Origin of the sequence: Asticcacaulis benevestitus DSM 16100 = ATCC BAA-896 (assembly GCF_000376105.1) — a bacterium.
GTDB lineage: Bacteria > Pseudomonadota > Alphaproteobacteria > Caulobacterales > Caulobacteraceae > Asticcacaulis > Asticcacaulis benevestitus.
This window is the reverse complement of the sequence record NZ_AQWM01000001.1, coordinates 600,815-624,060: the sequence shown is the minus strand read 5'-3', so window position 1 is coordinate 624,060 and position 23,246 is coordinate 600,815. Positions and strand designations below refer to the sequence as shown.

Below are 23,246 nucleotides of genomic sequence, written 5' to 3'. Positions count from 1 at the left end.
TTACGCTCTGTTTGACCTTAAGTGTTCTGGCGTGGCCGGTGCTGGCGAAACCGCCGGTCGTGACCGGCAGCGCCTATGCCATTGATGGCGACACCCTGGTGATCAAACGCCGGCATGTGCGCCTGTTCGGGATAGATGCCTTCGAGCATGATCAGACCTGTGGCCGCTTTCGCTGCGGCGTCGAGGCGACGTCTGCTTTGCGTGGGTTGATGGAAGGCCGGATCATCACCTGTCGGCAGCAGGATCATGACCAGTACGGCCGTATAGTTGCGATTTGCAAGCTACCGTCAGGCCTTGACCTCGGGGCCGAGATGGTGCGGCGCGGACTGGCGGTCGATTACCGCAGTTTCACGCTCGACTACATGGATGAGGAGGCCGATGCCCGTGCGCATAAACGCGGCGCCTGGGCGCGCGGTTTCCAAAGCCCGGTGCAATATCGCCGGGAGCATCCGAGGTAGGAAAGCGTTGAACACGGAAAGGCACGGATGATGCGCAGCGGCATCCGTGCCTTTCCGTGTTAAATCCTTAAGCTTTCACCGCCCGGATCGCCTTGTTCCATAAGCCTTCGGGCACGGCTGGCGCGGTTTCGCCGAGCTGGCGCAGGTCTTCCAGAATGACGCTCAGGTGCGGTGCGCTGCCGGGCAGGTTGAGACGCAGGATTTCCAGCTTGCGCCGCAGGCTCGAATAGGCGTTGGCGGCGTTGAAATGGCTCTGCGAGCGTTCGCCCCAACGTTGAACCGCCTGCATGATCGAAATGACCGAGACGCCGCCGCCGAGCACAAACAGGGCGGCGTTAAGGGCATCGCTGTGCGGCAGGTAAAGATCCTTGTAGAGCACAGGCAAAGCCGCCAGCAGCGACACCAGAAACCCGCCGATCAGGGTCGAGGCCGTACTGAAGCGGTTGAGCGTATCCATGCGGTTGGTCGCTGACCAGTGGGCGTGGGCCGAGTGGCGCACGCGCGTCTCCGTCTCATGCAAAATACGCATGAAGTCGTCTGACACTTTATCGCTATCCCCCACGGACGCCCCCTCTTTTGTGATGTTAACTTAATCCCAAAAGAGGGCCGTGGGCAAGTCTCTACACCTTCAGGGCGTTGGCGGCCGAAAGCACAGCCTTGATGCTGGCCGTGGCGACATCGTGATCAATGCCGACGCCAAAGACCGTGCGGTCGCCGGCCCTGCACTCGACATAGGCCACCGCCTGGCTTTCGCTGCCGACATTGAGCGCGTGTTCGGCGTAATCGACCACTTCAAGGCCCAGATCATAGTGCGAATTGAGCCCGCGCACGGCGCTGGAGATCAGGCCATTGCCATGGCCAATGACCGAGGTCTCGATACCATCCTTGATGATCCTGCCCACGAAGGTGCGTGTGGCGCCGGAACGCACCGGCCCCTTATGGTCGTATTCGATCAGCTCGTAGGCCTGCGGGCCGGTCAGGTGGTAAGCCGCCTGGAAGGCGTCCCACAGATCCGTGCCGCTGACTTCCTTGGCCGAGGCGTCGGTGATGTCCTGAATCTTCTTCGAGAAGTCTACCTGAAAGGGGCGGGGTAGCTTCAGGCCATGATTTTGCTCAAGAATCCACGCTATCCCCCCCTTTCCGGACTGGGAGTTGACGCGGATCACGGCCTCGTAGCTTTCGCCGAGATCGGCCGGATCGATCGGCAGATAGGGCATTTCCCAGTAGCCGTCGTTACGCTTCTCGTGGGCCGCGAAGCCCTTCTTGATGGCGTCCTGGTGCGAGCCTGAGAAGGCGGTGAAGACCAGTTCGCCGGCGTAGGGGTGGCGCGGATGGACCGGGATATTGTTGCAGTGTTCGACCGTCTTCACGACCTCGCGCATGTGGGAGAAGTCGAGCTCCGGCGACACGCCCTGCGTATAGAGATTGAGTGCCAGGGTCACCAGATCGACATTGCCGGTGCGCTCGCCATTGCCGAACAGGCAGCCTTCGATGCGGTCGGCGCCGGCCAGCAGGGCCAGTTCGGCGGCGGCGGTGCCGGTGCCGCGGTCATTGTGCGGGTGCAGGCTGATGACCACGCTGTCGCGCTTGCTGATGTGGCGGCAGAACCATTCGATCTGGTCGGCATAGGTGTGCGGACCGGCGACCTCGACGGTGGCCGGCAGGTTGAGGATCAAAGGCTTTAATGGCGTCGGCTGCACAACTTCGATTACGGCGTTGCAGACCTCAAGCGCGAACTCGGGCTCGGTGGCGGTGAAGGTTTCCGGGCTGTACTCGAAGCCCCATTCGGTTTCCGGCTGCGCAGCGGCCTCGGCGACCAGCAGGCCCATGCCCTTGCGCGCCAGTGCCAGCACGTCCGGCTTGTCCATGTTGAACACGACGCGGCGGAAGAGGGGGCTCGTCGCATTGTAGAGGTGCACGATCGCCTTTTTGGCGCCGCGCAGGGCCTCGAACGAGCGCTTGATCAGGTCTTCGCGCGATTGCGTCAGCACCTGGATGGTGACGTCGTCGGGGATCAGGTTTTCCTCGATCAGCTTGCGCACGAAATCGAACTCGGTCTGCGATGCCGATGGGAAGCCGACCTCAATCTCCTTGAGACCCACGCTGAGCAGAAGCTTGAAGAACATCAGCTTCTTGTCGACATCCATCGGATCGGCCAGCGCCTGATTGCCATCGCGCAGATCGGTGGAGAGCCAGCGCGGCGCTTTCGTGGTCACCTTGTCCGGCCAGGTGCGGTCGGACATGTTGACGCCCAGGGAAAACGGACGGTACTTGGTGTCGGGATTGGTCAGCATCATGGGTGGAAACCCTTATAGGTCTTAAAGAGTGCGAGTGTGACGCGCGAAGGCTCGAAGCTTCAGGATACGAAGCCGGGGCGAATGCGCGGGAGAGATAGCAGATGGGAGAACATGATCAAAACCCGAAACGGGGATAAAGCCAAAAAAAGACGCAAACGACTTTCGCCTGACCGCAGTTAAGCGATCAGGGTGCCAATAAGGAGCGCGTTTAGGGCTTTGGACGTGATCATGGGCGGGTTCTGTCACGATTGACCGGCACGCGTCAATAAGGATTTGCGGGCAAACCGCCAGCCTTTAATGGCGACGCCTTGCGCTCGCACAACAAATTTCATGAATTTCTTGTCTTTTCCGGCGACACGCGCTATTGGCACCGGTTCATGACTTTTTTGTCCTCGCCCTATGGCCGCCTCATCCTGTGCAGGCCAAGCGAAGACGCTACTATATTGAGGTTCCTGCATGGCCCGCGTCACCGTCGAAGATTGCGTCGAAAAGATCGATAACCGCTTCAACCTCGTTCTGCTGGCCGCGCATCGCGCCCGCGCCATCTCGTCGGGTTCGTCGATTCTGGTCGACCGCGACAACGACAAGAACCCGGTTGTGAGTTTGCGCGAAATCGCCGATGGCGTCATCGAGCCGACCGTGCTGACCGAAAGCCTGATCGCTTCTCTGCAACGCGTTGACGAGCGCACCGAAGCCGAGGAAGAGGCCGAAACCCTCGCCCTGCTGGCCGATCCGTCGCACATGCAGATGTCGGAAAGCGAACTGATCCGCGCCCTGCAATCCGACCGTGATGGTGGTCAGGAAGAGCGCTACTAAGTCTTCCGTCTGCCAAACGCCGCCAAACTTATTATTTAAAAGGCTCAAGGGGATACCTTTGAGCCTTTTTACTTGTGTAAATCCGCGCTTGTGAGAAACTTTTTAACCCCTGATCCGTTTAGGATAAGGCGAAGCGTTATCGAAAGTAAGTGTATGTCGGCAGAAAGCGAGCAGGTTTTGGACAAGGCGGCATCGGTAGAGCCAGCGCCCTTAGCCACGCCCGAAGCGCCGAAGCCCGCAACCCATCGTCAGAAATTCCTGCGTCAGATCGAACTGATCGACCGCGTGGCCGCCTATGACCCGACGGTCGATGAAGCCATGCTCAACCGCGCCTATGTCTATGCCATGAAGATGCACGGCGCGCAGCTCCGCGCCTCGGGTGATCCGTACTTTGCCCACCCGATCGAGGTGGCCGGCATCCTGACCGACTACAAGCTCGATGCCGCCGCCATCGCCACCGCCCTGCTGCACGACACCATCGAAGACACGCCGGCGACCTATGAAGAGATCGCGTCGAAGTTCAGTGAGGAAATCGCCACCATGGTCGAGGGCGTCACCAAGCTGACGCGGCTCGAACTGCAATCGGAATACACCAAGTCGTCGGAAAACCTGCGCAAGTTCATCCTGGCCATCTCGAAGGATATCCGCGTCCTGCTGGTCAAGCTGGCCGACCGCCTGCACAATATGCGCACCCTGCATTTCGTGGCGCCGGAAAAGCGCGAACGCATTTCGCGCGAAACGCTGGAAGTCTATGCGCCGCTGGCCCGTTCGATCGGCTGCAACCGTTTCGCCACCGAGCTGGAAGACCTGGCCTTTTCGCACATCAATCCGCTGGCCCATCAGGCGATCATCCATCGCCTTGAGGAGATGCGGACCGAGAAGGGCTCGACCATCGCCGCCATCGCCCGCGATGTTGCCGCCAAGCTGGAAAAGCAGGGCATGTCCGCGCGTGTCATGGGGCGCGAAAAGTCGCCCTATTCGATCTGGAAAAAGCTGCAGCGCAAGTCGGTCGGGTTCAACCAGTTGTCGGATATCTTCGCCTTCCGCGTGGTGATGCAGAATACGGACGAGTGTTACCGGGCGCTTGGTATCATCCATCGCACCTGGCCGTGCGTGCAGGAGCGCTTCAAGGACTTTATCTCGACGCCGAAGTCCAACAATTACAAGTCTTTGCACACGACGGTGGTTGGCCATAAAGGCACGCGAATCGAACTTCAGATCCGCACCGAGGAGATGGACCGCGTGGCCGAAGAGGGCGTGGCGGCGCATTGGGGCTATAAGAATCAGGCCTATGGCTTCGATGAAGAGGCAGCGACGCGCGACGGCGGCCGCAACCCGATGAATTCTCTGCGCAATATCGTCAACATCGTTGAAAATGGTGGCGACAGCGAGGATTGGGTCGAGCACGCCAAGATGGAGATGTATCTCGATCAGGTGTTCGTCTTCTCCCCGAAGGGCCGGCTGATCTCGCTGCCGCGCGGCGCCATGCCGCTCGATTTCGCCTTTGCCGTCCATACCCAGGTCGGCGAAACGGCTATCGGCTGCCTGATCAATGGTGAGCACAAGCCCTTGCGCACCGTGCTGCAAAACGGCGATCAGGTCGAAATCCTGACCGGGTTGGAATCGCGCGTCAATCAGGACTGGTTCAGCCTGACCGTTACCGGCAAGGCGCGCTCGGCGATCCGCCGTCACCTGCGCCAGCGCGAGGCGGGCGACTTTATCAAGCTCGGCAAGACCGCTATCGAGCGCGCCGCCGCGCAGGTCGATAAGGCGTTGAAAGATATAAGCTGGCGGCCGGCGTTCGAGCGCTTCAACGTGACGAGCGAGGATGAATTGTTCGAGCTGTGCGGCCGCGGCAAGATCTTCCCGGCCAAGATTCTCGAAGCCATCTTCCCCGGCCTCAAGCTGCCGATGATGCTGACCACCGATAGCCTGACGCGCATCAAGGATGGCGGCGGCGGTGCGGCCTTCGTGCGGGGCTCGGCCCTGCATGAATCGCAGACTGTCATCTTCTCGAAGTGCTGCTATCCGGTGCCGGGTGACCGCATCGTCGGCTTTGTCGAAGGCGATGGCGTCCATGTCCACTCCATCGAATGTGAGCAACTTGAGGCTCTTGAGGCGCAGGACGAGAGCTGGATCGACCTGCACTGGACGCTGAACGCGGAAAAGAACACGCTGTCGGTGGCGCGTCTGCGCGTCAATATGCAGAACAAGCCGGGCGTGCTCGGTCAGGCCTGCACGCTGATCGGCGAGGCCAAGGGCAATATCGTCAATATCCGGATATCGAACAAACCGATGGACTTCCTCGATGTCGATTTCGATATCGAGGTGCTGGATGCTCGCCACATCACCAATATTTCGGCAGCGCTGCGCACCTCACCGATGATCGAAAGCGTCGACCGGGTGAGGGGATAGACGGTATTTCATAATACCTTCGATCACAGCTTCATCTTCGGGCACGCGCTTGCTGAACAACTTCATTGAACGCCTCAACCATTGCGTCGGGACGTTCTTCAAATATGAAATGGCTGGCGCCCTCTACAATGACATTCTTTCCTTGTGTGGAGTCGCGAGCCTGGTCTTCGTGTGCGTTAATCTTGGCGTTATAAAGTGTATCAGCGTCCACACCTTTCGGTCTGTCTTCAGTAAAGTGCGCTTTGTCAGAAGAGAGGATAACAAGCGGGATCGAGCCAAGACTATGCCGGTTGGCGTCAAGATCATTCGACGAAGTTTCATCCTTACTTTCGGTTTCGGATAACATGACTTCAAAACGGCTCTTGCTGAAATATATTTCCGTAAGCTTTGACCATACGGCTTTGGACAGATCATGTGGGCGCTTAGGAAGGCAAGGATCCTCGGCCCCCGGCAGAATAAATCCGGGAGTGAGCGGGCCGGCCTGGAGTTGTTTCAGGCAGCCACGGTAGAAGCTGAGATTTTCATCATTATAGCTTTTAGGATAGGGCAGGCGTTTATCGCCATGCTCGATGGCTGGGTCGACCAATAGAATGCCTGCAACGTCCTCGGTATGTTTGTAGGCAAACAGGCGCATGTTTATCCCGCCCAGCGAGTGCCCTACCAATATATAGGGTGGTTTAATAGCGGCACCCTTCAGTGCGTTTTCGAGATCGCCGACTTCCGCGGAGGCATCACGCGGTAAGGGGCCTGGATCGCTAAAGCCGTATCCGGCCCTGTCGAAAGTACAGACCCTGGTGACTTGAGCCAGATCGCGCTGGATGTCCCGCCATTCCAGACTCCATTGACTAAGACTGGAGTCTATCAGTGCCGTGGGACCGCCAGAACCAATACAGAAGATATTGAAACGCCGGCCATCCGGTAATTTTACTGCGTTCTGAGGCCGAAAATAGGCTTCCAGGGGCAAAGGCTCGGCTGCATGAGAGACCGTCGGTAAAACGAACAATAACAGAATTTGCAGACATGCGCATACAATTCGAAGCATAAGCCCCCCTCAGTCGTCGGCCGCGCTTCCGGCCCGTCTCCTAGATGCTCAATCTATACGTAACGCTTGTCAAACCTATTTGCTTGCCCTTTGAGATAAGGTTTAGAGTTTCGACGGTTTGAACAAAGCGCAGCGCAATTCTTCATCTTCCAATAGTCGACCGAACGCGCTAAACCGCTGGCATCAGACAAGGATTCCCCATGACCAGTGAAGACGTAATCAACGAGTTCCGCGCCGCCAACGCTTTGCGCGAAGGCCATTTTGTGCTGTCATCCGGCCTGCACAGCCCGATGTTCCTGCAGAAAAACCTCGTCTTCATGAACGCCGACCGTTGCGAACGCCTGTGCAAGGCCTTGGCCGACAAGATCACCGCTGCGGTAGGCTCCGTCGATCTCGCCATTTCGCCGGCCGTCGGCGGCATCATCCCCGGTTACGAAACCGCCCGTCACCTCAAGGTACCGTCGATGTATGTCGAACGCGAAGGCGGCGAGTTCCGCTTGCGCCGTGGCTTCCATATCGAGCCCGGCCAGAAGGTCGTGATGGTTGAGGATATCGTCACCACGGGCCTGTCGTCGCGCGAATGTATAGCCGCCATCAAGGCGGCCGGCGGCGATGTTGTGGCGGCGGCGTGCATCGTTGATCGCTCCGGCGGCAAGGTCGATGTCGGCGTGCCTTTGATCGCCCTCGCGTCGCTCGAAGTCCCGGCTTACCCCGCCGACAACCTGCCGCCAGAACTGGCCGCTATCCCGGTCGAAGACCCCGGTTCGCGCCGGCTGGCCAAGGCTTAAGGGCCATGCACGACCGTATCCGCTTAGGGCTCAATGTTGATCACGTCGCCACTGTGCGTAACGCGCGCGGCGGTCACGCGCCTGATCCGGTGCGTGCGGCCCAAATGGCGCTCAAGGCCGGCGTCGATGGCATCACGGCGCACCTGCGTGAAGATCGCCGCCATATCCTTGATAAGGACGTGTTCGCCATCAAAGAGGTGTGTGACACCTTCGGCCGGCCGCTCAATTTCGAGATGGCGGCGACCGAGGAAATGGTGGCCTTGGCGGTCGAGATGAAGCCGCACGCCGCCTGTCTGGTGCCGGAACGCCGCGAGGAACGCACCACCGAGGGCGGTCTTGATGTCGTCGGGCAACTGGAGACGGTTGGCGCGGCGGTTGCAAAATTCAATGCTCTGGGGATCCGGTCGTCGCTTTTCATCGCCACCGATCCGGCGCAGGTGAGGGCGGCCGCTCTGGTCAAGGCGCCGGTGATCGAGTTCCACACCGGCGCGCTTTGCGATTCTTTCCGCGAACAGGAAGACGTCATTTTTAACAATGAACTGAGCCGTTTACAGGCGGCGGTTCAACAGGCGCATGATCTCGGCATCGAGGTTCACGCCGGCCACGGCATTGATTTCGACACGGTCGGTTTTATTGCCAGGATACCGCATATCCGCGAACTGAACATCGGACACTTCCTGATCGGCGAGGCTATCTTTATCGGTCTCGAAGCTTCGCTGCACCGGATGCGAGACCTGATCGACGCCGCACACAAGGGTGTCCGGGAGTGATCGTCGGCATTGGGGTCGATCTGTGTGACGCCCGCCGCATCGAATCGTCGATGGAGCGCTTCACGGCGCGTTTTCTTGATCGCATCTATACCCCTGGCGAACAAAGCCACGCTCAGGCGGCGGCGCGTCCGGCCTTAAGTTTCGCCAAGCGCTTCGCCGCCAAGGAAGCTGTCGCCAAGGCGATGGGCACCGGCGTGCGTGGCTTTTTCTTCACCGACATCGAGGTCGTTTCCGGTCATCTCGGCAAACCGCACGTCATCCTGCACGGCGGCGCGGCGGAGTTGCTGCGCGGCTTGCTGCCGGAAGGCAAGACGGCGCATATCCATCTCTCCCTGAGCGACGAAGACCCTTACGCCACCGCCTATGCGGTTATCGAAGCTATTTAATAATCTTATCTGGGGCCGACCGGCCCCCGCGCAACTTTTTGCGCGAGCCTAGCGACGCCTTGCGTCGCCGCGGCGCTTGAGCGGAAACAATGCACTGAATAAAGCCTTGTGCTTGCCATAATCTGCGGTTAGGTGAATCCTGACATTACGGGAGCAGTCCCGCATTTTATCAGGGACTTTGGGGCCATCCTTATGACGAAACCGGAAAACGACAGCGCGAACGAGGCGATTGCCGCCGCGGCCAATACGGCTGCCAGAGTGGACGCGCATATCGAGGCTGAAGCCCACGCCGAGCCTGAAGAGGTGGTCGATACGCGCAACGCCAAGCAGGTTGCTATCGACGAAGCTAAGGAAATTTTCAGCGTCGTCGGTGTCGCCCTGCTGCTGGTGCTGATCCTGCGTACCTTCCTGTTCCAGCCCTTCACCATCCCGTCGGCGTCGATGGAGCCCAATCTCTATGAGGGCGATTACATTATCGTTTCCAAGTGGGATTACGGCATTTCCAAGTATTCCTTCCCGATCACACTGCCATTTATCGAGGGCCGCATCATGAACCACGCGCCGACGCGTGGCGATGTGGTGGTCTTCAAGCTGCCGCGTGACAACAAGACCGACTATATCAAGCGCGTCATCGGCCTGCCGGGCGATACCGTGCAGATGAAGCAGGACCAGCTCTATATCAACGGCAAGCCTGTGCCGGCTACCGATCTCGGGCCGGTCGAGGCCAAGGATTTCCCCGGCCGCTACGCAACCGCCTACAGCGAAGCCCTGCCGGATGGCCGCACCCACAAGATGCAGGACATGGTCAAGGATGGCCGCGCCGATGATACCGGTGAGTTCGTCGTGCCCGCCGGCAATTACTTCGTCATGGGCGACAACCGCGACAACTCGCTGGACAGCCGCTTCTCGCCGGAAGATCCTTATGAGCCGGGCGTCGGTTTCGTGCCGGAAGCCAATCTCGAAGGCCGCGCCGTGCTGGTCCTGATGTCGTGGAAAGAGGGCTCGTCGCTGTGGAAGCCCTGGACCTGGCTTAACTTCCACTGGAACCGCTTCTTCAAGCCTTTGCACTGATTAAGTGTAGCTCAAGCGCCGCATGGCTCACCTCGCATCAGCTCGGGCGGGCCATCGCCCTTGCCAAACGCTAAAGCGTTTGGAGATTTCATAGGCTCAACAACCTTTTGCCTTTGGCAAAGGGTTGTTGTACATGCAAGCGATGAATGCCCGCGTGCCCCCTTCCAAAGAGACCAATCTGCGTCTGAAAGCCATCGACGTCCTGCAAAGCAATCTCGGCTACACCTTTCGTGACGCCGCCCTGCTCGAACTGGCGTTGACGCACGCTTCGGTCGCCGAAGGCGCGCGCAAGATGGCCGATAACGAACGCCTCGAATTCCTGGGTGATCGTGTACTCGGCCTGATGATCGCCGAAGCCCTGATGGAAGCCCTGCCGGACGCCACCGAAGGTGAACTGTCACGCCGCTTTCATACGCTCGTCAGCCGCGAAACCTGCGCCGATATCGCCCGCACGCTCGAACTGGGCGCCGCCATCCGTCTGGCCGCCGGCGAAACCAAGAGCGGCGGCCGCACCAACCCGACCATCCTCGGCGATGCCTGCGAAGCCCTGATGGCCGCTGTCTATATCGATGGCGGCTATGAGGCCGTGCTCAAAACGTTCAAGCCCCTGTGGCTCAAGGCCCTGACCGAGAGTGGCAATGTTTCCCGCTCTAACCCCAAGTCCTTCCTGCAGGAATGGGCGGTCGCTCAGGGCATGGGCGCTCCTGTCTACAGCGTGGTCAGCCGCAAAGGGCCTGATCACGCCCCTGTCTTCACCATCGAGGTCCGAATCGACCACCTTCCCCCGCAATCGGCCACCGGCAAATCCCGTCAGGAGGCCGAAAAGGCCGCCGCGCTTGGCCTTATCGAACGAGAAAAACTCAATTGACCGAAATACCTCAAGCGACCCCGACTGAAAACACGACCTGCGGCTTCGTCGCCATTATCGGCGCGCCCAATGCCGGCAAGTCGACGCTCGTCAACCAACTGGTCGGCACCAAGGTGTCCATCGTGACCCAAAAGGTGCAGACGACGCGCTTCCCCGTGCGCGGGATCGCGCTGGTGGGGGATTGCCAGATAATTCTGGTCGATACGCCGGGTATCTTTAAGCCGCGTCGCCGCCTCGATCGCGCCATGGTCAAGTCGGCCTGGAGCGGCGCCGAAGATTCCGACTGCATCGTGCTGCTGGTCGATGCCGCCGCGCAACTGGCGGTCAAGGGCCAGACGCTGGCCTCGACCGCGCGACGCGCTTCCGGCTCCCCTTCGCCTCTTGGCGACGAAGTCGCGGCGCAAAGCGTCAAGGCGACCGGCGCGGATCACAAGGCGGTCGAAGACGTCGAAATGATCATCAAGGGCCTGAAAGACAATGGCGCCAAGGCCATTCTGGCGCTCAACAAGATCGACCTGATGAAGAGCGAGAACCTGCTGGCCATCGCTGACGATCTCTACAAGGAAGGCGTCTTCGAAGACGTCCTGATGATCTCGGCCGAGAAGGGCCATGGCGTCAAGGACCTGCGCGCCCTGCTGGCGGCCAAGATGCCGGCGAGCCCGTGGCTCTATCCGGCCGATCAGGCTGCCGATGCGCCGGTGCGTATCCTCGCCGCCGAAATCACCCGCGAAAAGCTGTTCCTGCGCGTCCACGAAGAACTGCCCTATGCCGCCGCGGTGGTTACCACCGACTTCACCGACAAGGCCGATGGTTCGGCGCGTATCGAACAAACCATCTTTGTCGAGCGTGACAGCCAGCGCTCGATTGTGCTGGGCAAGAACGGCCAGACCCTGAAATGGATCGGCATGAAGTCGCGCGAGGAACTGGGCAAGCTGCTCGATCGCCAGGTCCACCTGTTCCTGCATGTCAAGGTCGAGGAACGCTGGAGCGAGGACCGGGCGCTCTATGCGCAATTTGGTCTGGAATACGAATCCTGACGTCTTTGCGTCGGACAGAGTTGTAAGGTTTATCCACAGATGACACAGGTCTGTGCAATCTGCGTCATTTGTGGATAACCCTTCTTAAAGAATACGCATGGAATTTGAAGACGAAGCCATTGTTCTTACCGCGCGGTCTCATGGCGAGACCGGCGCTATTGTCCACGTCCTGACCGAGAACCACGGCATCTACGCCGCCCATATCGCTGGCGGAGCGTCGCGCCGCATCAAGCCGCTGCTGCAGGCCGGATCGAGCGTCGTCTTCGCCTATCGTGCCCGCCATGCCGATCAGCTTGGCGCCGCCACGCTGGAAGCCTCCGGCACATCGCCCGACCTGCTTGATGAACCGCTGGGGCTGCTCGGTCTGCAATGCGCCTGCATCATGACGCAGAAGGTGCTGCCGGAGCGCGAAGCCCAAACCGGCGCCTATCATGCCCTGTCAGGCCTGATCACGCTCTTTCCCTTCGAGGACATCTGGCCGGCGGTTTATGTGCGCTATGAGGCCGGTCTGCTGGAAGCCCTCGGCTATGGTCTCGACCTGAGCGCCTGCGCTGTCACCGGTGAGCATGACCAGCTTGTCTATGTCAGTCCGAAGTCGGGCAGGGCGGTCAGCCGCAAGGCCGGCGAGCCCTATAAGGACAAGCTGCTCGGCCTGCCGGGCTTCATGCTGTCGTCGCAAGGCGGGCTGGAGGCCGGGGATATTGCTCGCGGGCTGGCCTTGACCGGCTTCTTTCTGGAGCGTCACGTCTTCCATCCGCACAATCAGCCCTTGCCCGATATCCGGATGCGCCTGAAAGAGTCTCTGATAAACAGCGGCCTATAGCTCTCGGCGCCGACTCACATCAAAAACCGTTTGGTAACCGATATGTGTCATAACTCCGTTACATAGAGAGGTCGTGAATTTCATATGCTGCCCTACAGCGAACAGGAAGTGTTAGCCGCCAACGTCAATCCCTCCACGGGTTTGGCCACCGACTACCTGAATCTGTTCAATGAGGCGATCATGCTGTTTGAAATGGGCCTCGACATGCCAGACATGGCCGAGGAACTGGCCGACTGGAAAAAGCACAGCTACGTCGAACACTTCGAGAAATCTGGGTTCGAAATGAAGGACATCGTCATATCGGCCTATCACCATGCGCCGGCGGAATTGCGCTGCGATTTTGACGATGTTTGCGAACGCGCGCTTTCGGTCTTCGATTCCTCGATCGATATTCTGATGAGCTCAAATCTTGAAGACGAGGCGGCCCGCGCCGATCTGACCGAACGCCTGCGCGATATGAAGGCCCTGGTGATCGAGATGGATTCCCATATCCATGGCCGCGCCGACATGACCAAGAGCCTGCAAAGCGAAGTCGACGCCCTGTTCTAGCGCGTCTTCCTCTTCAATCCTTTTTCATCTCCTTTAATTATAAAATAACGCGGTTGTGGCAAAAATTGGCGTAACGACGTTTTTATTGAGTTTTGAGTACCCATGCCTAAGGCGAGTTCTTTTACGGATCACTCCACCGGTACAGAGCCAGAGACGATCGCTCATATCGGTGAGGGTATGCTGGCGGCCGGGATCGCTATGGCGCTTTTTACGCCCCGTGAAACCCTCCACTTCGCGACGCCGGGCTTCATAGAGCTTTATGACATTCAGCCGGGACAACAGAGCCTTGCCAGCATCCTGCGTCATTGCGCTGAAACCGGCGTCGGTCCGGTATTTGAGGCGGACGACATCGAACCCTGGCTGGTCAAGAACCGCGAGGAGCTCCGCCACGGCGGCAGCCTTCATTTTGAAGTGGCTATGCGTGACGGTCGCTGGGTATTGGGGACCAAAACCCAGCTCAGCGATGGCTGGATCGTGCTGGTGATTACAGATTTCACCGCGGTCAAACGTCGGGAATTCCGTCTTGAAAGTGATCGCGACGCCGCCCTTATCGCCGCTGAAACCGATCACCTGACCGGCATCTATAATCGTGGGGCCACCATGGTGCGTTTCGGCCGTCTGGTGGAACGCGCCACAAAAACGGGCGAAGTGTTCAGCGCGGTCCTGATCGATCTCGATATGTTCAAGGCGATCAATGATCAGCACGGCCATGATGGCGGTGACCAGGTTCTGGTGCATTTCGCCGCCTGCGCGACGCAGGCCTTGCGCGAACGCGATATTCTCGGCCGCGTTGGCGGTGAGGAGTTCCTGATCATTATGCCGGGCGCTACGCGCAAACAGGCCCATACGGTCATAGAGCGTCTTCAGGCGCATGTGCGCGACCAGCGCCTCATCCTGGGCGGTGCGACCCTGCGCTATACCTTTTCAGCCGGTATAGCCGAGTGGAAGCGGTCGAAAACGCTCGATGGCCTCTATCACGAGGCGGATCAGGCGCTCTATGCAGCCAAGCATGCCGGTCGCAACCAGGTGAAACTGGCCGGTTAGGCACAGGCTTGATTGGCGGGGGGACTTGTCTAAACCCCTTGTCCGTCCTAGGTTGCGACTATGAGTGACCTAGTGATTCCTGACGACGCCGGCGGGCGTATCCTTGACGAGCCGATGGGCGACGCCCTGTCGAAGCGCTACCTGGCCTATGCCCTGTCCACCATCATGCACCGGGCGCTGCCCGATGTGCGCGACGGCATGAAGCCTGTCCACCGCCGCATCATGTACGCCATGAGCACCATGCGCCTGTCGCCGGAAGCGGCGGCGCGCAAATGCGCCAAGGTGGTCGGCGAAGTCATGGGTAACTTCCACCCCCACGGCGACCAGTCGATCTATGACGCGCTGGTGCGTCTGGCGCAGGATTTCGCCCAGCGCTACCAACTGGTCGATGGCCAGGGTAATTTCGGCAATATCGACGGCGATAACGCCGCCGCCATGCGTTACACCGAATGCCGCCTGACCACCGCCGCCATGCTTCTGATCGAGGGCATCAACGAAGACGCCGTCGATTTCCGCGCGACCTATGACGATCAGGACGAAGAGCCGGTCGTGCTGCCGGCAGGCTTCCCCAACCTGCTTGCCAACGGCGCGACCGGAATCGCCGTCGGCATGGCCACCTCGATCCCGCCGCACAATGTCGGCGAACTGATCGATGCCTGCCGCAAGCTGCTGACCAAGCCCGACACCACCACCGAAGACCTGATGGAGTTCATCCCCGGTCCGGATTTCCCGACCGGCGGCATCTGCGTCGAATCCAAGGCGTCGATCCTCGAATCCTACAAGACGGGTCGTGGTTCCATCCGTACCCGCGCGCGTTACGAGATAGAGGATCTCGGCCGCGGAGGCTGGCGCATCATCGTGCGCGAAATCCCTTACTATGTGCAGAAATCGCGCCTGATCGAACAGCTGGCCGACCTGATCGAAAACAAGAAAGCGCCGCTACTCGGCGATGTCCGCGATGAATCGGACGAGGAAATCCGCCTGATCCTTGAGCCCAAGTCGCGCAATATCGAACCCGAAGTGCTGATGGAGAGCCTGTTCAAGATCTCTGATCTGGAAACGCGCTTCAGCGTCAACATGAACGTGCTCGACGCCACCGGCACGCCGCGCGTCATGGGGCTCAAAGACTGCCTGACTGCCTTCCTCGACCACCGCCGCGTCGTTCTGGTGCGCATGTCGAACTGGCGTCTCGATCGTATCGAAAAGCGCCTCCATCTGCTCGATGGTTTGATGATCGCCTTCCTCAATCTTGATGAGGTGATCCGCATTATCCGCGAGGAAGAGAAGCCGCGCGATGTCCTGATGGCGCGTTTCAACCTGACGGAACTGCAGGCCGATTACATCCTCGATACCCGCCTGCGTCAGTTGGCGCGGCTCGAGGAAATGACCATCAGCGACGAGCACAAGAAGCTCTCGGAAGAACGCGATGGCATCCGCACTCTGCTGGGATCGGAAAAGCTGCAATGGAAGCGCATCGACCAGCAACTGGCCGAGGTGCGCAAGAAAATGCCGTCGCCGCGCCGCACCACCTTTATGGATGCGCCGGTCGGCATCGAGATCTCCGCCATCGAATCCTATCTGCCGAAGGAGCCGATCACGGTCATACTGTCGCAGCGCGGCTGGATCAGAGCCACCAAGGGCAAGGTCGAGGATCCGTCCGAACTGAAGTTCAAGGAAGGCGATGACCTGGCCTATCTGGTGCCGGGCTTCACCACCGACAAGCTGCTGATCCTGACCTCCGATGGTCGTTTCCTGACGCTCGGCTGCGACAAGCTGCCATCGGGCCGTGGCAATGGCGAACCGCTGCGCCTTATGCTCGATATCGAGGAATCGGCTAAGATCGTCACCCTGTTCATGATGAAGACCGGCCAGAAGCGCCTGATGGTGTCGAAGAATGGCTATGGCTTCGTGATGAACGAGGAAGACGCCTTCGCCAACAAGCGCGCCGGCAAGCAGGTGCTCAACGCCGATGGCACCGAGGCCTTCGCGGCGCTGGCGGTTACCGGTGATCACGTTATGGTGTTGGGCGAGAACAACAAGCTGCTGGTCTATCCGGTCAGCGAACTGCCGGAAATGGCGCGCGGCAAGGGCGTCAAGCTGCAGGGCTACAAGGATGGCGGCGTCAAGGATATCGCCGTGTTCGACATGGCGTCAGGTGCCCAGTGGTATGACGGTTCCGGCAAGGCGCGCGATTTCAAGGACGTGAAGGACTATATCGGCAAGCGCGCCAGCGTGGGCCGTATCGCCCCACGTGGTCTGAGAAAGCTGCGTCTCTAACCTTATACCTCCCCGCTTGCCAGGGAGGGGGACCGCGCCCGCAGGGCGTGGTGGTGGGGTTTCTTACTTAACGAGCGTCACTTCACATCCGGGAAGATCGGTTGCCAGCCCTGATCGGTCAGGCCTTCCAGCGGCTGATAGCGCGCCTTGTAGTCCATCTTGGGGGAATCCTTTACCCAGTAGCCGAGATAGACATAATCATAACCGGCGCGGTTGGACTGATCGATATGATCGAGGATGATGTACCGGCCTAAGCTACGCGACATCATATCCGTATCGTAGAAGCTGTAGACCAGCGACAGGCCGTCATTGAGCGCATCGACCAGCACGCAGGCGACAAGCTGTTCGCCCAACCGGTATTCGATCATGTGGGTGCGGACCAGGGTATCCTCGACCATAGCGACAAGATCGGGCCAGCTCATATCCATCATGCCGCCATCGGGGTGGCGTGCCTTCAGATAGCGTTGCAGCAGGTCGAACTGTTCGCGGCTGGCCTCGGCCTCCACGAACGCCTTGCTGAGATCGGCATTGGCCTTGATCACGCGCTTGTCGGACTTCGACATCTCATAACGCTTGACCGGGATGCGCACACTCTGACAGGCGCGGCAGTTCTGGCAGGCGGGGCGATAGGCGATATTCTGTGAGCGCCGGAAACCGATGGCGGAAAGCTGGTCGTTGACGCTGATGGCCTCTAACGGCGGCAGGTGCACGAAGACCTTGCGCTCTTCCTGACCCGCCAGATAGGGGCAGGGGCCGGGAATGGTCAGATAATATCTGAGCTTTCTTCCTGGAAAGTGTTCGCTCATCTGCACTTACTCAATCTCACGACATAGCGGCTTGGGGCCGCTTCGGAATATACCGTCAGTATCAGTTGACCCTAATTGGCAGGGGTAATCAAGGCAAAAGACGAACGCCTTAGTTCTGCGGCAGTACCGGCGCCTCGCGCACCAGCACGATGGCGATGCGGCGATTGCCGGCCAGCGACGGATCGTCAGGATAGAGCGGCTCCTTGGCGGCCTTGCCGGAGACCTGCGCGATGCGGTCCTGATCGACGCCGGCGCCTTGCAGGACGGCGCGCGAAGCATCGGCGCGTCCGCTGGACAGCGACCAGTCACGCGGATTTTGCCCTGACTGCCCGACCGAGCCGCTGGTGTGGCCGGTGATCGAGACGCGGTTGGGAAGCTGGTTGATGACCTTGGCGACGGCGCGCAGCAACAGCTTGGCGCGGTCATTGGGCTGGATCGAGTTTTCGTTGAACATCGAGCGGCCTTCCTGATCGATCAACTGGATGCGCAGCCCCTCCGGTGTCTGGTCGACAAGGATATTCTTCGATAGCTCAGCCAGTTCCGGCATGTCCTGCAAGGCCTGGCGCAGACTTTCCGCTGCGCTCTGGAAGGCCATCTGCTCGCGCTTTTGCGAATCGGTTTCCTGATCGGTGTCAGCCGTGGTGCCGGCGGTGCCCTTACCGGTGTTTTCGGTCGCCTGACCGTCGCTGTCCTGGGTTTCCGGCGGCTTGGGCGCCATCTGCTCGATAAAGGACATGGTGCCTTCGTTCTTGTCGCCATCCTTGCCGAGCGCCTGCCCGCCGAGGATACCACCGGAACCCGAGGTCGATTGCGACACGTTGGCCGGGGCGAAGTAATCGGCCACGCCACGCTTTTGCTCCGGGCTGGTCGTGTTGATCAGCCACATCAGCAGGAAGAAGGCCATCATCGCCGTCACGAAGTCGGCATAGGCCACCTTCCAGGCGCCACCGTGGTGTCCGCCGCCGACGACCTTCTTGACTTTCTTGATGACGACGGGGGCGTCGCTTCTGGCCATAATGCTGCTCTCTTTTGAATCGTCTTTACTGTAGGTTCATTAACGTTAATAGCGTGTTGAGGATTGGCGACATGCGGCGAATTTCCGGACAAAAATGTGATCCGTCATTGCTTTGCCGGGCGGGCTCCTTTAGGCCATGAGGAGAGCCAATTCACAGTCGGAACCAGTTATGGATACCAAGGCCCTGCGGCAAGCCATGGGTGGATTCGCCACCGGCGTCTGCGTCATCACCGTGGCCGACCCTGATCACGAGGCGGGTCATGTCGTCGGCATGACGGCCAATTCGTTCAGTTCGGTGTCGCTCGACCCGCCGCTGGTGCAATGGTGCCTCGATCTCAAAGCCCATCGCTATGCGCTCTATTCGGCTGCGCAGGCCTTCGGCATCAATATCCTGAATGCCGATCACGAGGTGCTGTCGCGCCGTTTTGCCCGTGAAAATGCCCATATCTTACCGGAAGAGGGGCTGACCGACGCCGCCGATCCGCTGAAGCTCAACGGTGCTCTGGGCTTTTTCTCATGCGAACTCTACGAGGCGCGCCTGGTGGGCGATCACCTCGTGATCGTCGGTGAGGTCAAGCATTTTGAAAGTGATCCATCACAGTCCGGGCTGACCTTTTTCCGCGGCAAGTATGGACAGATTGGAGTTGCATCATGAAGCTGTGTTTTGCCGGTCTGGGCATTATGGGCGGGCCAATGGCGGGCCATCTGGTCAAGGCGGGTCACAAGGTCACCGGCTTTAACCGTACCCACCAGAAGGCGCTCGATTGGGCCAAAGCCTACAGCATGCACGCCGAGGCGGCGCTGGGCTCGGCCCTGGTCAGCGCAGAGGCCCTGATTTTGTGTGTCGGCCGCGATGAAGACGTGCGGGATGCCGTCCTCACCGCCTTGCCGAACATGAAGGCCGGTTCGCTGATCATCGATCACACCACCACTTCGGCTAAGGTGGCGCGTGAGATGGCGGCTGTATGTGCTGAAAAAGGCATAAGTTTTTATGATGCGCCGGTATCGGGCGGTCAGGCGGGCGCGGTCAATGGCCAGTTATCGATTATGGTCGGCGGCGACGAGTCGCGCTTTGCTGAAGTGGTCGAACTGACGAAGCCCTACACCAAGTCGATCACGCGTCTGGGCGAGGCCGGCGCTGGCCAGATGGCCAAGATGGCCAACCAGATCGCCATTGCCGGTGCGGTTCAGGGCGTGGCCGAGGCGCTGCATTTCACCAAATCCGCCGGTCTCGATCCGGAACTGGTGTTCAACGCCATTTCGGCTGGTGCTGCCGGTTCGTGGCAGATGTCGAACCGCTGGGCCACCATGGCGAAGGACGAATACGACTTCGGCTTCGCGGTCGACTGGATGCGCAAGGATTTAGGCATCGCGCTTGATGAGGCGCGGGCCAATGGCGCACATCTGGCCGTGGCGGCGCTGGTCGATCAGTTCTATTCGGAAGTGCAGGCCATGGGGGGCGCGCGCTGGGATACGTCCTCGCTGCACGCCCGCCTTGAGGCGCGCCGCAAGCCCTGATCGCGCGGCTATAATCCCAGAGCGTCCATACGGGCGGTCTCGTAAATCGAGTCTTCTCCAGGATATCTCAGTTCGCTGTCAAAGCGTCCGCCTGCCTTTGCGGCGGCCCACAGCAAGCTTTGTCCGGCCGGCAAGGTATCGTACTCGGTCTGCAAGTCGGCGCTTGCCAAGGCCGTGGAGGCGTCAACGAGCCGCCATCCTTTTTCGCGGAACATCCTGAGACCGTCCTCCAGAAACAGAGCGGTAGTCAGTCGATGATGGAGAAGAAGGGTGTGGTCGATCGACCTGCCGAGCACCCTCTGCGCCAGCCCGTCATAATACGTCGCCCGTTCCCAGATATGATCGAGCCAGTACGCCCGATACGGCGCTATGTCGCTATCTGGCGCCAGTTTCAACCGCGCCGCCAGACGCTGGTCAATATACCAGTCGGACGTATCGATGGTGACCGGCGCGTTCCGATAGCCATGTGCACGCAACAGGACGCGCATCCTGTCCCGTCCTTCGGCTGTCTTGCCTTCGGCCAGAAAGGGAAAGCGGAAAAGCTTTTGAAAGCCCGCATAAGGTGCAAGCAGAGATTCGCATTTCAGGATGTCAGCCATTTCGCCATCCGGATCCCTGCCGCTGAAATAGCTGTGCGAAAAACTGTGATTGCCAAGGCAGTGGCCTTCTGCTGACCAGGCGGAGAGCACCTGGGGGCTCTTATCGGCATCTATGTATTTGCCGGCCACAAAGCCGGCGGCCTTGAGTTTCTGCCGTCGCAGGGCCTGCCGGATGGCTTCATCCCTTTGCAGACCACTCAATCGCGCTGTGTCTGCGAGATTGAAGTCGTCAATGGTGATCGCGATGCCTGGGGCATTTGCCTTGGCGTTTGTCGGCGAACTGGCCATGGCAAGACCGCCGCCCAGAACGCCAAGAACGGTCCGTCTGTTCACATAAGGCAGCATCACCGGTTCCTCTGGGAACAAAAGCCTAGTTCAGCGTTGCCGAGGTGCGTTCGACATAGCGTTGCAGGGTGCGGCTATAGCTGTCATCGAACTGCACCAGCGTAATTTCCTCATAGGGACAATCGAGCGCTTCCTCGATCCAGTTGCCGCCGGGATCGACTGCCTTGAGATCGACGCTGTCCTTTTCGATCGAATCGATTTGACCGACATCGGCGTCGTCTTCCAGCGATACGACGACAAACTTGTTCTTGAATTTCAGCGACTTGAACAACTCTTCGTAACTGCCGAGCTTGACCCAGCTATAGCGCTTGGTGCGTTTGACGCTGTTGAAGTCGAGAATCCGGATCTGGGCGTCGTGAAATTCCGACACCTCACAGGCCTCGATGCTCTCCACCGGCGCGATCAGGGCGCCGACGTCCTGCCACTCGTGGATGGCCTGTAGCAGCACCAACTGCTTGCTCAAGCCGACGATAAAGCCCTCATGTTCGCCTTCCGGCAGCGACAGGCGCACATAGGTGTTCGCTGTCATGGCTTCATACAGTTCGGTGCGGATGTCTGAAGGTAGGGTCATGGTCATGCTTTCAGAAGTTCGGCCACATGCTTGGCGAAATAGGTGAGGATACCGGACGCGCCGGCGCGTTTGAAGGCCAGCAGGGTTTCCATGACGCCGCGGTCGTGGTCCATGTAGCCCTTTTCGACCGCTGCCTTGATCATCGCGTATTCGCCGCTGACCTGATAGACGAAGGTCGGCACCCTGAAGGTGTGGGAGACACGCTGGACGATATCGAGATAGGGCAGGCCGGGCTTGACCATCACCATGTCGGCGCCCTCGGAAATGTCGATGGCGACCTCGCGCAGGGCTTCCTCGGTATTGGCCGAATCCATCTGGTAGGTCTTCTTGTCGCCTTTCAGGGCTTTCACGCCGATCGCGTCACGGTAGGGGCCGTAGAAGGCCGAGGCGTACTTGGCGGCGTAGGACATGATCATCGTGTCCTGATGGCCGGCGGCTTCCAGCGCGGTGCGGATGGCGCCGATGCGGCCGTCCATCATGTCGGAAGGCGCCAGGATATCAGCGCCGCCGGCGGTGAGCGCCAGAGATTGCTGCACCAGCATGTCGATGGTGGAGTCGTTGTGAATCCGCCCGTCGATCAAGAGGCCGTCATGGCCGTGATCGGTATAGGGATCGAGCGCAATATCGACCAGCAGACCGATATCGGGCACGGCGGCCTTGATGGCGCGGCAGGCCTGCACGATCAGGCCTTCGGGGTCGATGGCGGCCTTGGCGTCCGGGCTGCGGATCTTTGCGCTGAGGTGAGGAAACAGCGCTATGACGTTGATTCCCAAGGCTTTTGCCTCGCGCGCTTCCTTCACCGCTTCAGCGATGCTCAGGCGGTGGACGCCCTGTAAGGAACCGATGGCGTCGCGCGCCTTGTCCTGATCGTGGACAAAGATCGGCCAGATCAGATCGGAGACATGCAGGCGGTTTTCCGCCACCAGATCGCGTATCCATGGCGCCTGGCGCAAACGCCGTGGGCGACCGGCAGGATAGGGGGCAAGGATCGGATTGAAGGTCATATGGCGTACTCTCAAATGATTGCCGACCTTTAGGCCGTTTGTAGTTCGGCTTCAAGCTTGGGAAAAGAAATCTCCTCCCCATCGTGATGGGGAGGTGGCGCATAGCGCCGGAGGGGCGCCCCTCCGTCATTTGCTGCGCAAATACCACCTCCCCACTGCGTAGGGAGGAGGGAGCGAACTCATGACTTACCCTTCCAAATCCGCCGCCATATCGCGCAAGGTCTCGACCGTATTGAGATTGCGGGCGGTCATATCAGCCTTCACCGCGCGGCCGATTTTCTCGACCATCTTCGAGCGACCTATGCCTTCCGGCGCATAGAGATACATCAGCTCATCGCTGATCTCATAGGCTTCGCTGTCGTCTTTTAGGCTGTCGAGCAGGTCACGATCAATCTTCGACGGCGGCGCCTTGAAGAAGAAAACGTGCTGCGCCTTGCCCTTGTGCTCATGGTCGCGGAACGGATTTTCCGCCAGCACCTTTTCCAGATGCGACAAGGTGATCAGGAAAACCGACGGTCGAAAGCCGAAATTGGTTTCGACCAGATCGCCGATCAGGGCTTCCAGCACAGCGTCACCTAAATCAGAGCGAAACACCACATTGCCACTGGCGATATAGGTTTTCACATCGCTTAAGCCCGCCGCCAGCATCAGCCGCGTCAGATCCTTCATCGGCAGCTTGTTGTTGCCGCCGACATTGATGCCGCGAAACAGGCCAATCCACACTTTCGACATCGGTCACCTCACATG

General features: G+C 59.5%; 25 protein-coding genes. 15 read left to right on the top strand and 10 right to left on the bottom strand.

Features of this window, described 5'->3' with window-relative positions; genetic code table 11:
• Nucleotides 1-11 precede the first annotated feature (11 nt).
• Nucleotides 12-458 (top strand): thermonuclease family protein, encoded by a 447-nt coding sequence (locus tag B060_RS0103115; protein ID WP_236621566.1) that lies wholly within the window; start codon nucleotides 12-14, stop codon nucleotides 456-458.
• A 67-nt stretch (nucleotides 459-525) separates the two neighbouring features.
• On the opposite strand, the gene B060_RS0103110 is transcribed toward B060_RS0103115, so the two are convergent.
• From B060_RS0103110 to B060_RS27550, 3 genes are all read right to left on the bottom strand, one after another.
• Nucleotides 526-987 (bottom strand): hypothetical protein, encoded by a 462-nt coding sequence (locus B060_RS0103110; protein WP_018080288.1) that lies wholly within the window; start codon nucleotides 985-987, stop codon nucleotides 526-528.
• A 91-nt stretch (nucleotides 988-1,078) separates the two neighbouring features.
• Entirely contained in the window at nucleotides 1,079-2,755 is a 1,677-nt protein-coding gene (leuA, locus tag B060_RS0103105) for a 2-isopropylmalate synthase (protein ID WP_018080287.1), read from the bottom strand.
• Nucleotides 2,756-2,997: 242 nt separating this feature from the next.
• Entirely contained in the window at nucleotides 2,998-3,213 is a 216-nt protein-coding gene (locus B060_RS27550; protein ID WP_155847627.1) for a hypothetical protein, read from the bottom strand.
• Between B060_RS27550 and rpoZ the strand changes: the two genes are divergently transcribed.
• Together rpoZ and B060_RS0103095 are read left to right on the top strand one after the other, a co-directional pair.
• Nucleotides 3,212-3,571: a DNA-directed RNA polymerase subunit omega gene (rpoZ, locus tag B060_RS0103100; RefSeq protein WP_018080286.1), complete on the top strand. Its 360-nt coding sequence runs from the start codon at nucleotides 3,212-3,214 to the stop codon at nucleotides 3,569-3,571. The two genes, B060_RS27550 and rpoZ, sit on opposite strands and share 2 nt — an antisense overlap.
• 153 nt (nucleotides 3,572-3,724) lie before the next feature.
• Nucleotides 3,725-5,986: a RelA/SpoT family protein gene (locus B060_RS0103095; RefSeq protein WP_018080285.1), complete on the top strand. Its 2,262-nt coding sequence runs from the start codon at nucleotides 3,725-3,727 to the stop codon at nucleotides 5,984-5,986.
• A gap of 31 nt (nucleotides 5,987-6,017) precedes the next feature.
• On the opposite strand, the gene B060_RS25955 is transcribed toward B060_RS0103095, so the two are convergent.
• On the bottom strand, nucleotides 6,018-7,028 hold the full coding sequence (locus tag B060_RS25955) for an alpha/beta fold hydrolase (protein WP_018080284.1): 1,011 nt from the start codon (nucleotides 7,026-7,028) through the stop codon (nucleotides 6,018-6,020).
• A gap of 200 nt (nucleotides 7,029-7,228) precedes the next feature.
• Between B060_RS25955 and pyrE the strand changes: the two genes are divergently transcribed.
• From pyrE to parC, 10 genes are all read left to right on the top strand, one after another.
• Nucleotides 7,229-7,816 (top strand): orotate phosphoribosyltransferase, encoded by a 588-nt coding sequence (gene pyrE / locus B060_RS0103085; RefSeq protein ID WP_018080283.1) that lies wholly within the window; start codon nucleotides 7,229-7,231, stop codon nucleotides 7,814-7,816.
• Between the two features lie 5 nt (nucleotides 7,817-7,821).
• Complete coding sequence (locus B060_RS0103080; protein ID WP_018080282.1) at nucleotides 7,822-8,586, top strand: pyridoxine 5'-phosphate synthase; 765 nt, start codon at nucleotides 7,822-7,824, stop codon at nucleotides 8,584-8,586.
• The gene (gene acpS, locus B060_RS0103075; protein ID WP_018080281.1) at nucleotides 8,583-8,972 is read left to right on the top strand and encodes a holo-ACP synthase; all 390 of its coding nucleotides are present in this window, start codon (nucleotides 8,583-8,585) and stop codon (nucleotides 8,970-8,972) included. The genes B060_RS0103080 and acpS overlap by 4 nt, the downstream gene beginning before the upstream one ends.
• 192 nt (nucleotides 8,973-9,164) lie before the next feature.
• The gene (gene lepB, locus B060_RS0103070; RefSeq protein ID WP_018080280.1) at nucleotides 9,165-10,043 is read left to right on the top strand and encodes a signal peptidase I; all 879 of its coding nucleotides are present in this window, start codon (nucleotides 9,165-9,167) and stop codon (nucleotides 10,041-10,043) included.
• A gap of 133 nt (nucleotides 10,044-10,176) precedes the next feature.
• Entirely contained in the window at nucleotides 10,177-10,911 is a 735-nt protein-coding gene (gene rnc, locus B060_RS0103065) for a ribonuclease III (RefSeq protein ID WP_018080279.1), read from the top strand.
• The gene (gene era / locus B060_RS0103060) at nucleotides 10,908-11,948 is read left to right on the top strand and encodes a GTPase Era (protein ID WP_018080278.1); all 1,041 of its coding nucleotides are present in this window, start codon (nucleotides 10,908-10,910) and stop codon (nucleotides 11,946-11,948) included. Before rnc ends, era begins: the two co-directional genes overlap by 4 nt.
• 97 nt (nucleotides 11,949-12,045) lie before the next feature.
• Nucleotides 12,046-12,771, top strand: coding sequence for a DNA repair protein RecO (gene recO, locus B060_RS0103055; protein WP_018080277.1), 726 nt, complete (start codon nucleotides 12,046-12,048; stop codon nucleotides 12,769-12,771).
• An 84-nt stretch (nucleotides 12,772-12,855) separates the two neighbouring features.
• Nucleotides 12,856-13,320 carry a hypothetical protein gene (locus B060_RS0103050; RefSeq protein ID WP_018080276.1) on the top strand — a complete coding sequence of 155 codons (465 nt, stop codon included), beginning with the start codon at nucleotides 12,856-12,858 and terminating at the stop codon, nucleotides 13,318-13,320.
• A gap of 102 nt (nucleotides 13,321-13,422) precedes the next feature.
• Nucleotides 13,423-14,364, top strand: coding sequence for a GGDEF domain-containing protein (locus tag B060_RS23780; RefSeq protein WP_081606783.1), 942 nt, complete (start codon nucleotides 13,423-13,425; stop codon nucleotides 14,362-14,364).
• Between the two features lie 60 nt (nucleotides 14,365-14,424).
• Entirely contained in the window at nucleotides 14,425-16,641 is a 2,217-nt protein-coding gene (gene parC, locus B060_RS0103040; RefSeq protein ID WP_018080274.1) for a DNA topoisomerase IV subunit A, read from the top strand.
• 77 nt (nucleotides 16,642-16,718) lie between these two features.
• Here parC and B060_RS0103035 read toward each other — a convergent pair whose 3' ends face one another.
• On the bottom strand, nucleotides 16,719-17,447 hold the full coding sequence (locus B060_RS0103035; protein WP_018080273.1) for an arginyltransferase: 729 nt from the start codon (nucleotides 17,445-17,447) through the stop codon (nucleotides 16,719-16,721).
• A 109-nt stretch (nucleotides 17,448-17,556) separates the two neighbouring features.
• Nucleotides 17,557-18,462, bottom strand: a complete 906-nt coding sequence (locus tag B060_RS0103030) for a flagellar motor protein MotB (protein WP_018080272.1) — start codon at nucleotides 18,460-18,462, stop codon at nucleotides 17,557-17,559.
• Nucleotides 18,463-18,631: 169 nt separating this feature from the next.
• On the opposite strand from B060_RS0103030, the gene B060_RS0103025 reads away from it, so the two are divergent.
• Both B060_RS0103025 and B060_RS0103020 read left to right on the top strand, forming a co-directional pair.
• Nucleotides 18,632-19,117 (top strand): flavin reductase family protein, encoded by a 486-nt coding sequence (locus B060_RS0103025; RefSeq protein ID WP_018080271.1) that lies wholly within the window; start codon nucleotides 18,632-18,634, stop codon nucleotides 19,115-19,117.
• Nucleotides 19,114-19,980, top strand: coding sequence for an NAD(P)-dependent oxidoreductase (locus tag B060_RS0103020; protein ID WP_018080270.1), 867 nt, complete (start codon nucleotides 19,114-19,116; stop codon nucleotides 19,978-19,980). Before B060_RS0103025 ends, B060_RS0103020 begins: the two co-directional genes overlap by 4 nt.
• 8 nt (nucleotides 19,981-19,988) lie before the next feature.
• Here B060_RS0103020 and B060_RS0103015 read toward each other — a convergent pair whose 3' ends face one another.
• The 4 genes from B060_RS0103015 to B060_RS0103000 all read right to left on the bottom strand — a co-directional run bounded on the left by B060_RS0103015 (nucleotide 19,989) and on the right by B060_RS0103000 (nucleotide 23,231).
• Nucleotides 19,989-20,924 (bottom strand): polysaccharide deacetylase family protein, encoded by a 936-nt coding sequence (locus B060_RS0103015; RefSeq protein WP_018080269.1) that lies wholly within the window; start codon nucleotides 20,922-20,924, stop codon nucleotides 19,989-19,991.
• 25 nt (nucleotides 20,925-20,949) lie between these two features.
• Nucleotides 20,950-21,495, bottom strand: a complete 546-nt coding sequence (locus B060_RS0103010; RefSeq protein WP_031220330.1) for a hypothetical protein — start codon at nucleotides 21,493-21,495, stop codon at nucleotides 20,950-20,952.
• A 2-nt stretch (nucleotides 21,496-21,497) separates the two neighbouring features.
• Entirely contained in the window at nucleotides 21,498-22,499 is a 1,002-nt protein-coding gene (gene hemB / locus B060_RS0103005; RefSeq protein WP_018080267.1) for a porphobilinogen synthase, read from the bottom strand.
• Nucleotides 22,500-22,685: 186 nt separating this feature from the next.
• Nucleotides 22,686-23,231: a DUF1697 domain-containing protein gene (locus B060_RS0103000; RefSeq protein WP_018080266.1), complete on the bottom strand. Its 546-nt coding sequence runs from the start codon at nucleotides 23,229-23,231 to the stop codon at nucleotides 22,686-22,688.
• Between the last annotated feature and the right edge of the window lie 15 nt (nucleotides 23,232-23,246).

Coding starts and splice junctions, on each gene's coding strand:
- B060_RS0103110 (WP_018080288.1), bottom strand. CDS start 987: ATGCGTATTTTGCATGAGACGGAGACGCGCGTGCGCCACTCGGCCCAC.
- leuA (WP_018080287.1), bottom strand. CDS start 2,755: ATGATGCTGACCAATCCCGACACCAAGTACCGTCCGTTTTCCCTGGGC.
- rpoZ (WP_018080286.1), top strand. CDS start 3,212: ATGGCCCGCGTCACCGTCGAAGATTGCGTCGAAAAGATCGATAACCGC.
- B060_RS27550 (WP_155847627.1), bottom strand. CDS start 3,213: ATGCAGGAACCTCAATATAGTAGCGTCTTCGCTTGGCCTGCACAGGAT.
- B060_RS0103095 (WP_018080285.1), top strand. CDS start 3,725: ATGTCGGCAGAAAGCGAGCAGGTTTTGGACAAGGCGGCATCGGTAGAG.
- B060_RS25955 (WP_018080284.1), bottom strand. CDS start 7,028: ATGCTTCGAATTGTATGCGCATGTCTGCAAATTCTGTTATTGTTCGTT.
- pyrE (WP_018080283.1), top strand. CDS start 7,229: ATGACCAGTGAAGACGTAATCAACGAGTTCCGCGCCGCCAACGCTTTG.
- B060_RS0103080 (WP_018080282.1), top strand. CDS start 7,822: ATGCACGACCGTATCCGCTTAGGGCTCAATGTTGATCACGTCGCCACT.
- lepB (WP_018080280.1), top strand. CDS start 9,165: ATGACGAAACCGGAAAACGACAGCGCGAACGAGGCGATTGCCGCCGCG.
- rnc (WP_018080279.1), top strand. CDS start 10,177: ATGCAAGCGATGAATGCCCGCGTGCCCCCTTCCAAAGAGACCAATCTG.
- recO (WP_018080277.1), top strand. CDS start 12,046: ATGGAATTTGAAGACGAAGCCATTGTTCTTACCGCGCGGTCTCATGGC.
- B060_RS0103050 (WP_018080276.1), top strand. CDS start 12,856: ATGCTGCCCTACAGCGAACAGGAAGTGTTAGCCGCCAACGTCAATCCC.
- B060_RS23780 (WP_081606783.1), top strand. CDS start 13,423: ATGCCTAAGGCGAGTTCTTTTACGGATCACTCCACCGGTACAGAGCCA.
- parC (WP_018080274.1), top strand. CDS start 14,425: ATGAGTGACCTAGTGATTCCTGACGACGCCGGCGGGCGTATCCTTGAC.
- B060_RS0103035 (WP_018080273.1), bottom strand. CDS start 17,447: ATGAGCGAACACTTTCCAGGAAGAAAGCTCAGATATTATCTGACCATT.
- B060_RS0103030 (WP_018080272.1), bottom strand. CDS start 18,462: ATGGCCAGAAGCGACGCCCCCGTCGTCATCAAGAAAGTCAAGAAGGTC.
- B060_RS0103025 (WP_018080271.1), top strand. CDS start 18,632: ATGGATACCAAGGCCCTGCGGCAAGCCATGGGTGGATTCGCCACCGGC.
- B060_RS0103020 (WP_018080270.1), top strand. CDS start 19,114: ATGAAGCTGTGTTTTGCCGGTCTGGGCATTATGGGCGGGCCAATGGCG.
- B060_RS0103015 (WP_018080269.1), bottom strand. CDS start 20,924: ATGCTGCCTTATGTGAACAGACGGACCGTTCTTGGCGTTCTGGGCGGC.
- B060_RS0103010 (WP_031220330.1), bottom strand. CDS start 21,495: ATGACCCTACCTTCAGACATCCGCACCGAACTGTATGAAGCCATGACA.
- hemB (WP_018080267.1), bottom strand. CDS start 22,499: ATGACCTTCAATCCGATCCTTGCCCCCTATCCTGCCGGTCGCCCACGG.
- B060_RS0103000 (WP_018080266.1), bottom strand. CDS start 23,231: ATGTCGAAAGTGTGGATTGGCCTGTTTCGCGGCATCAATGTCGGCGGC.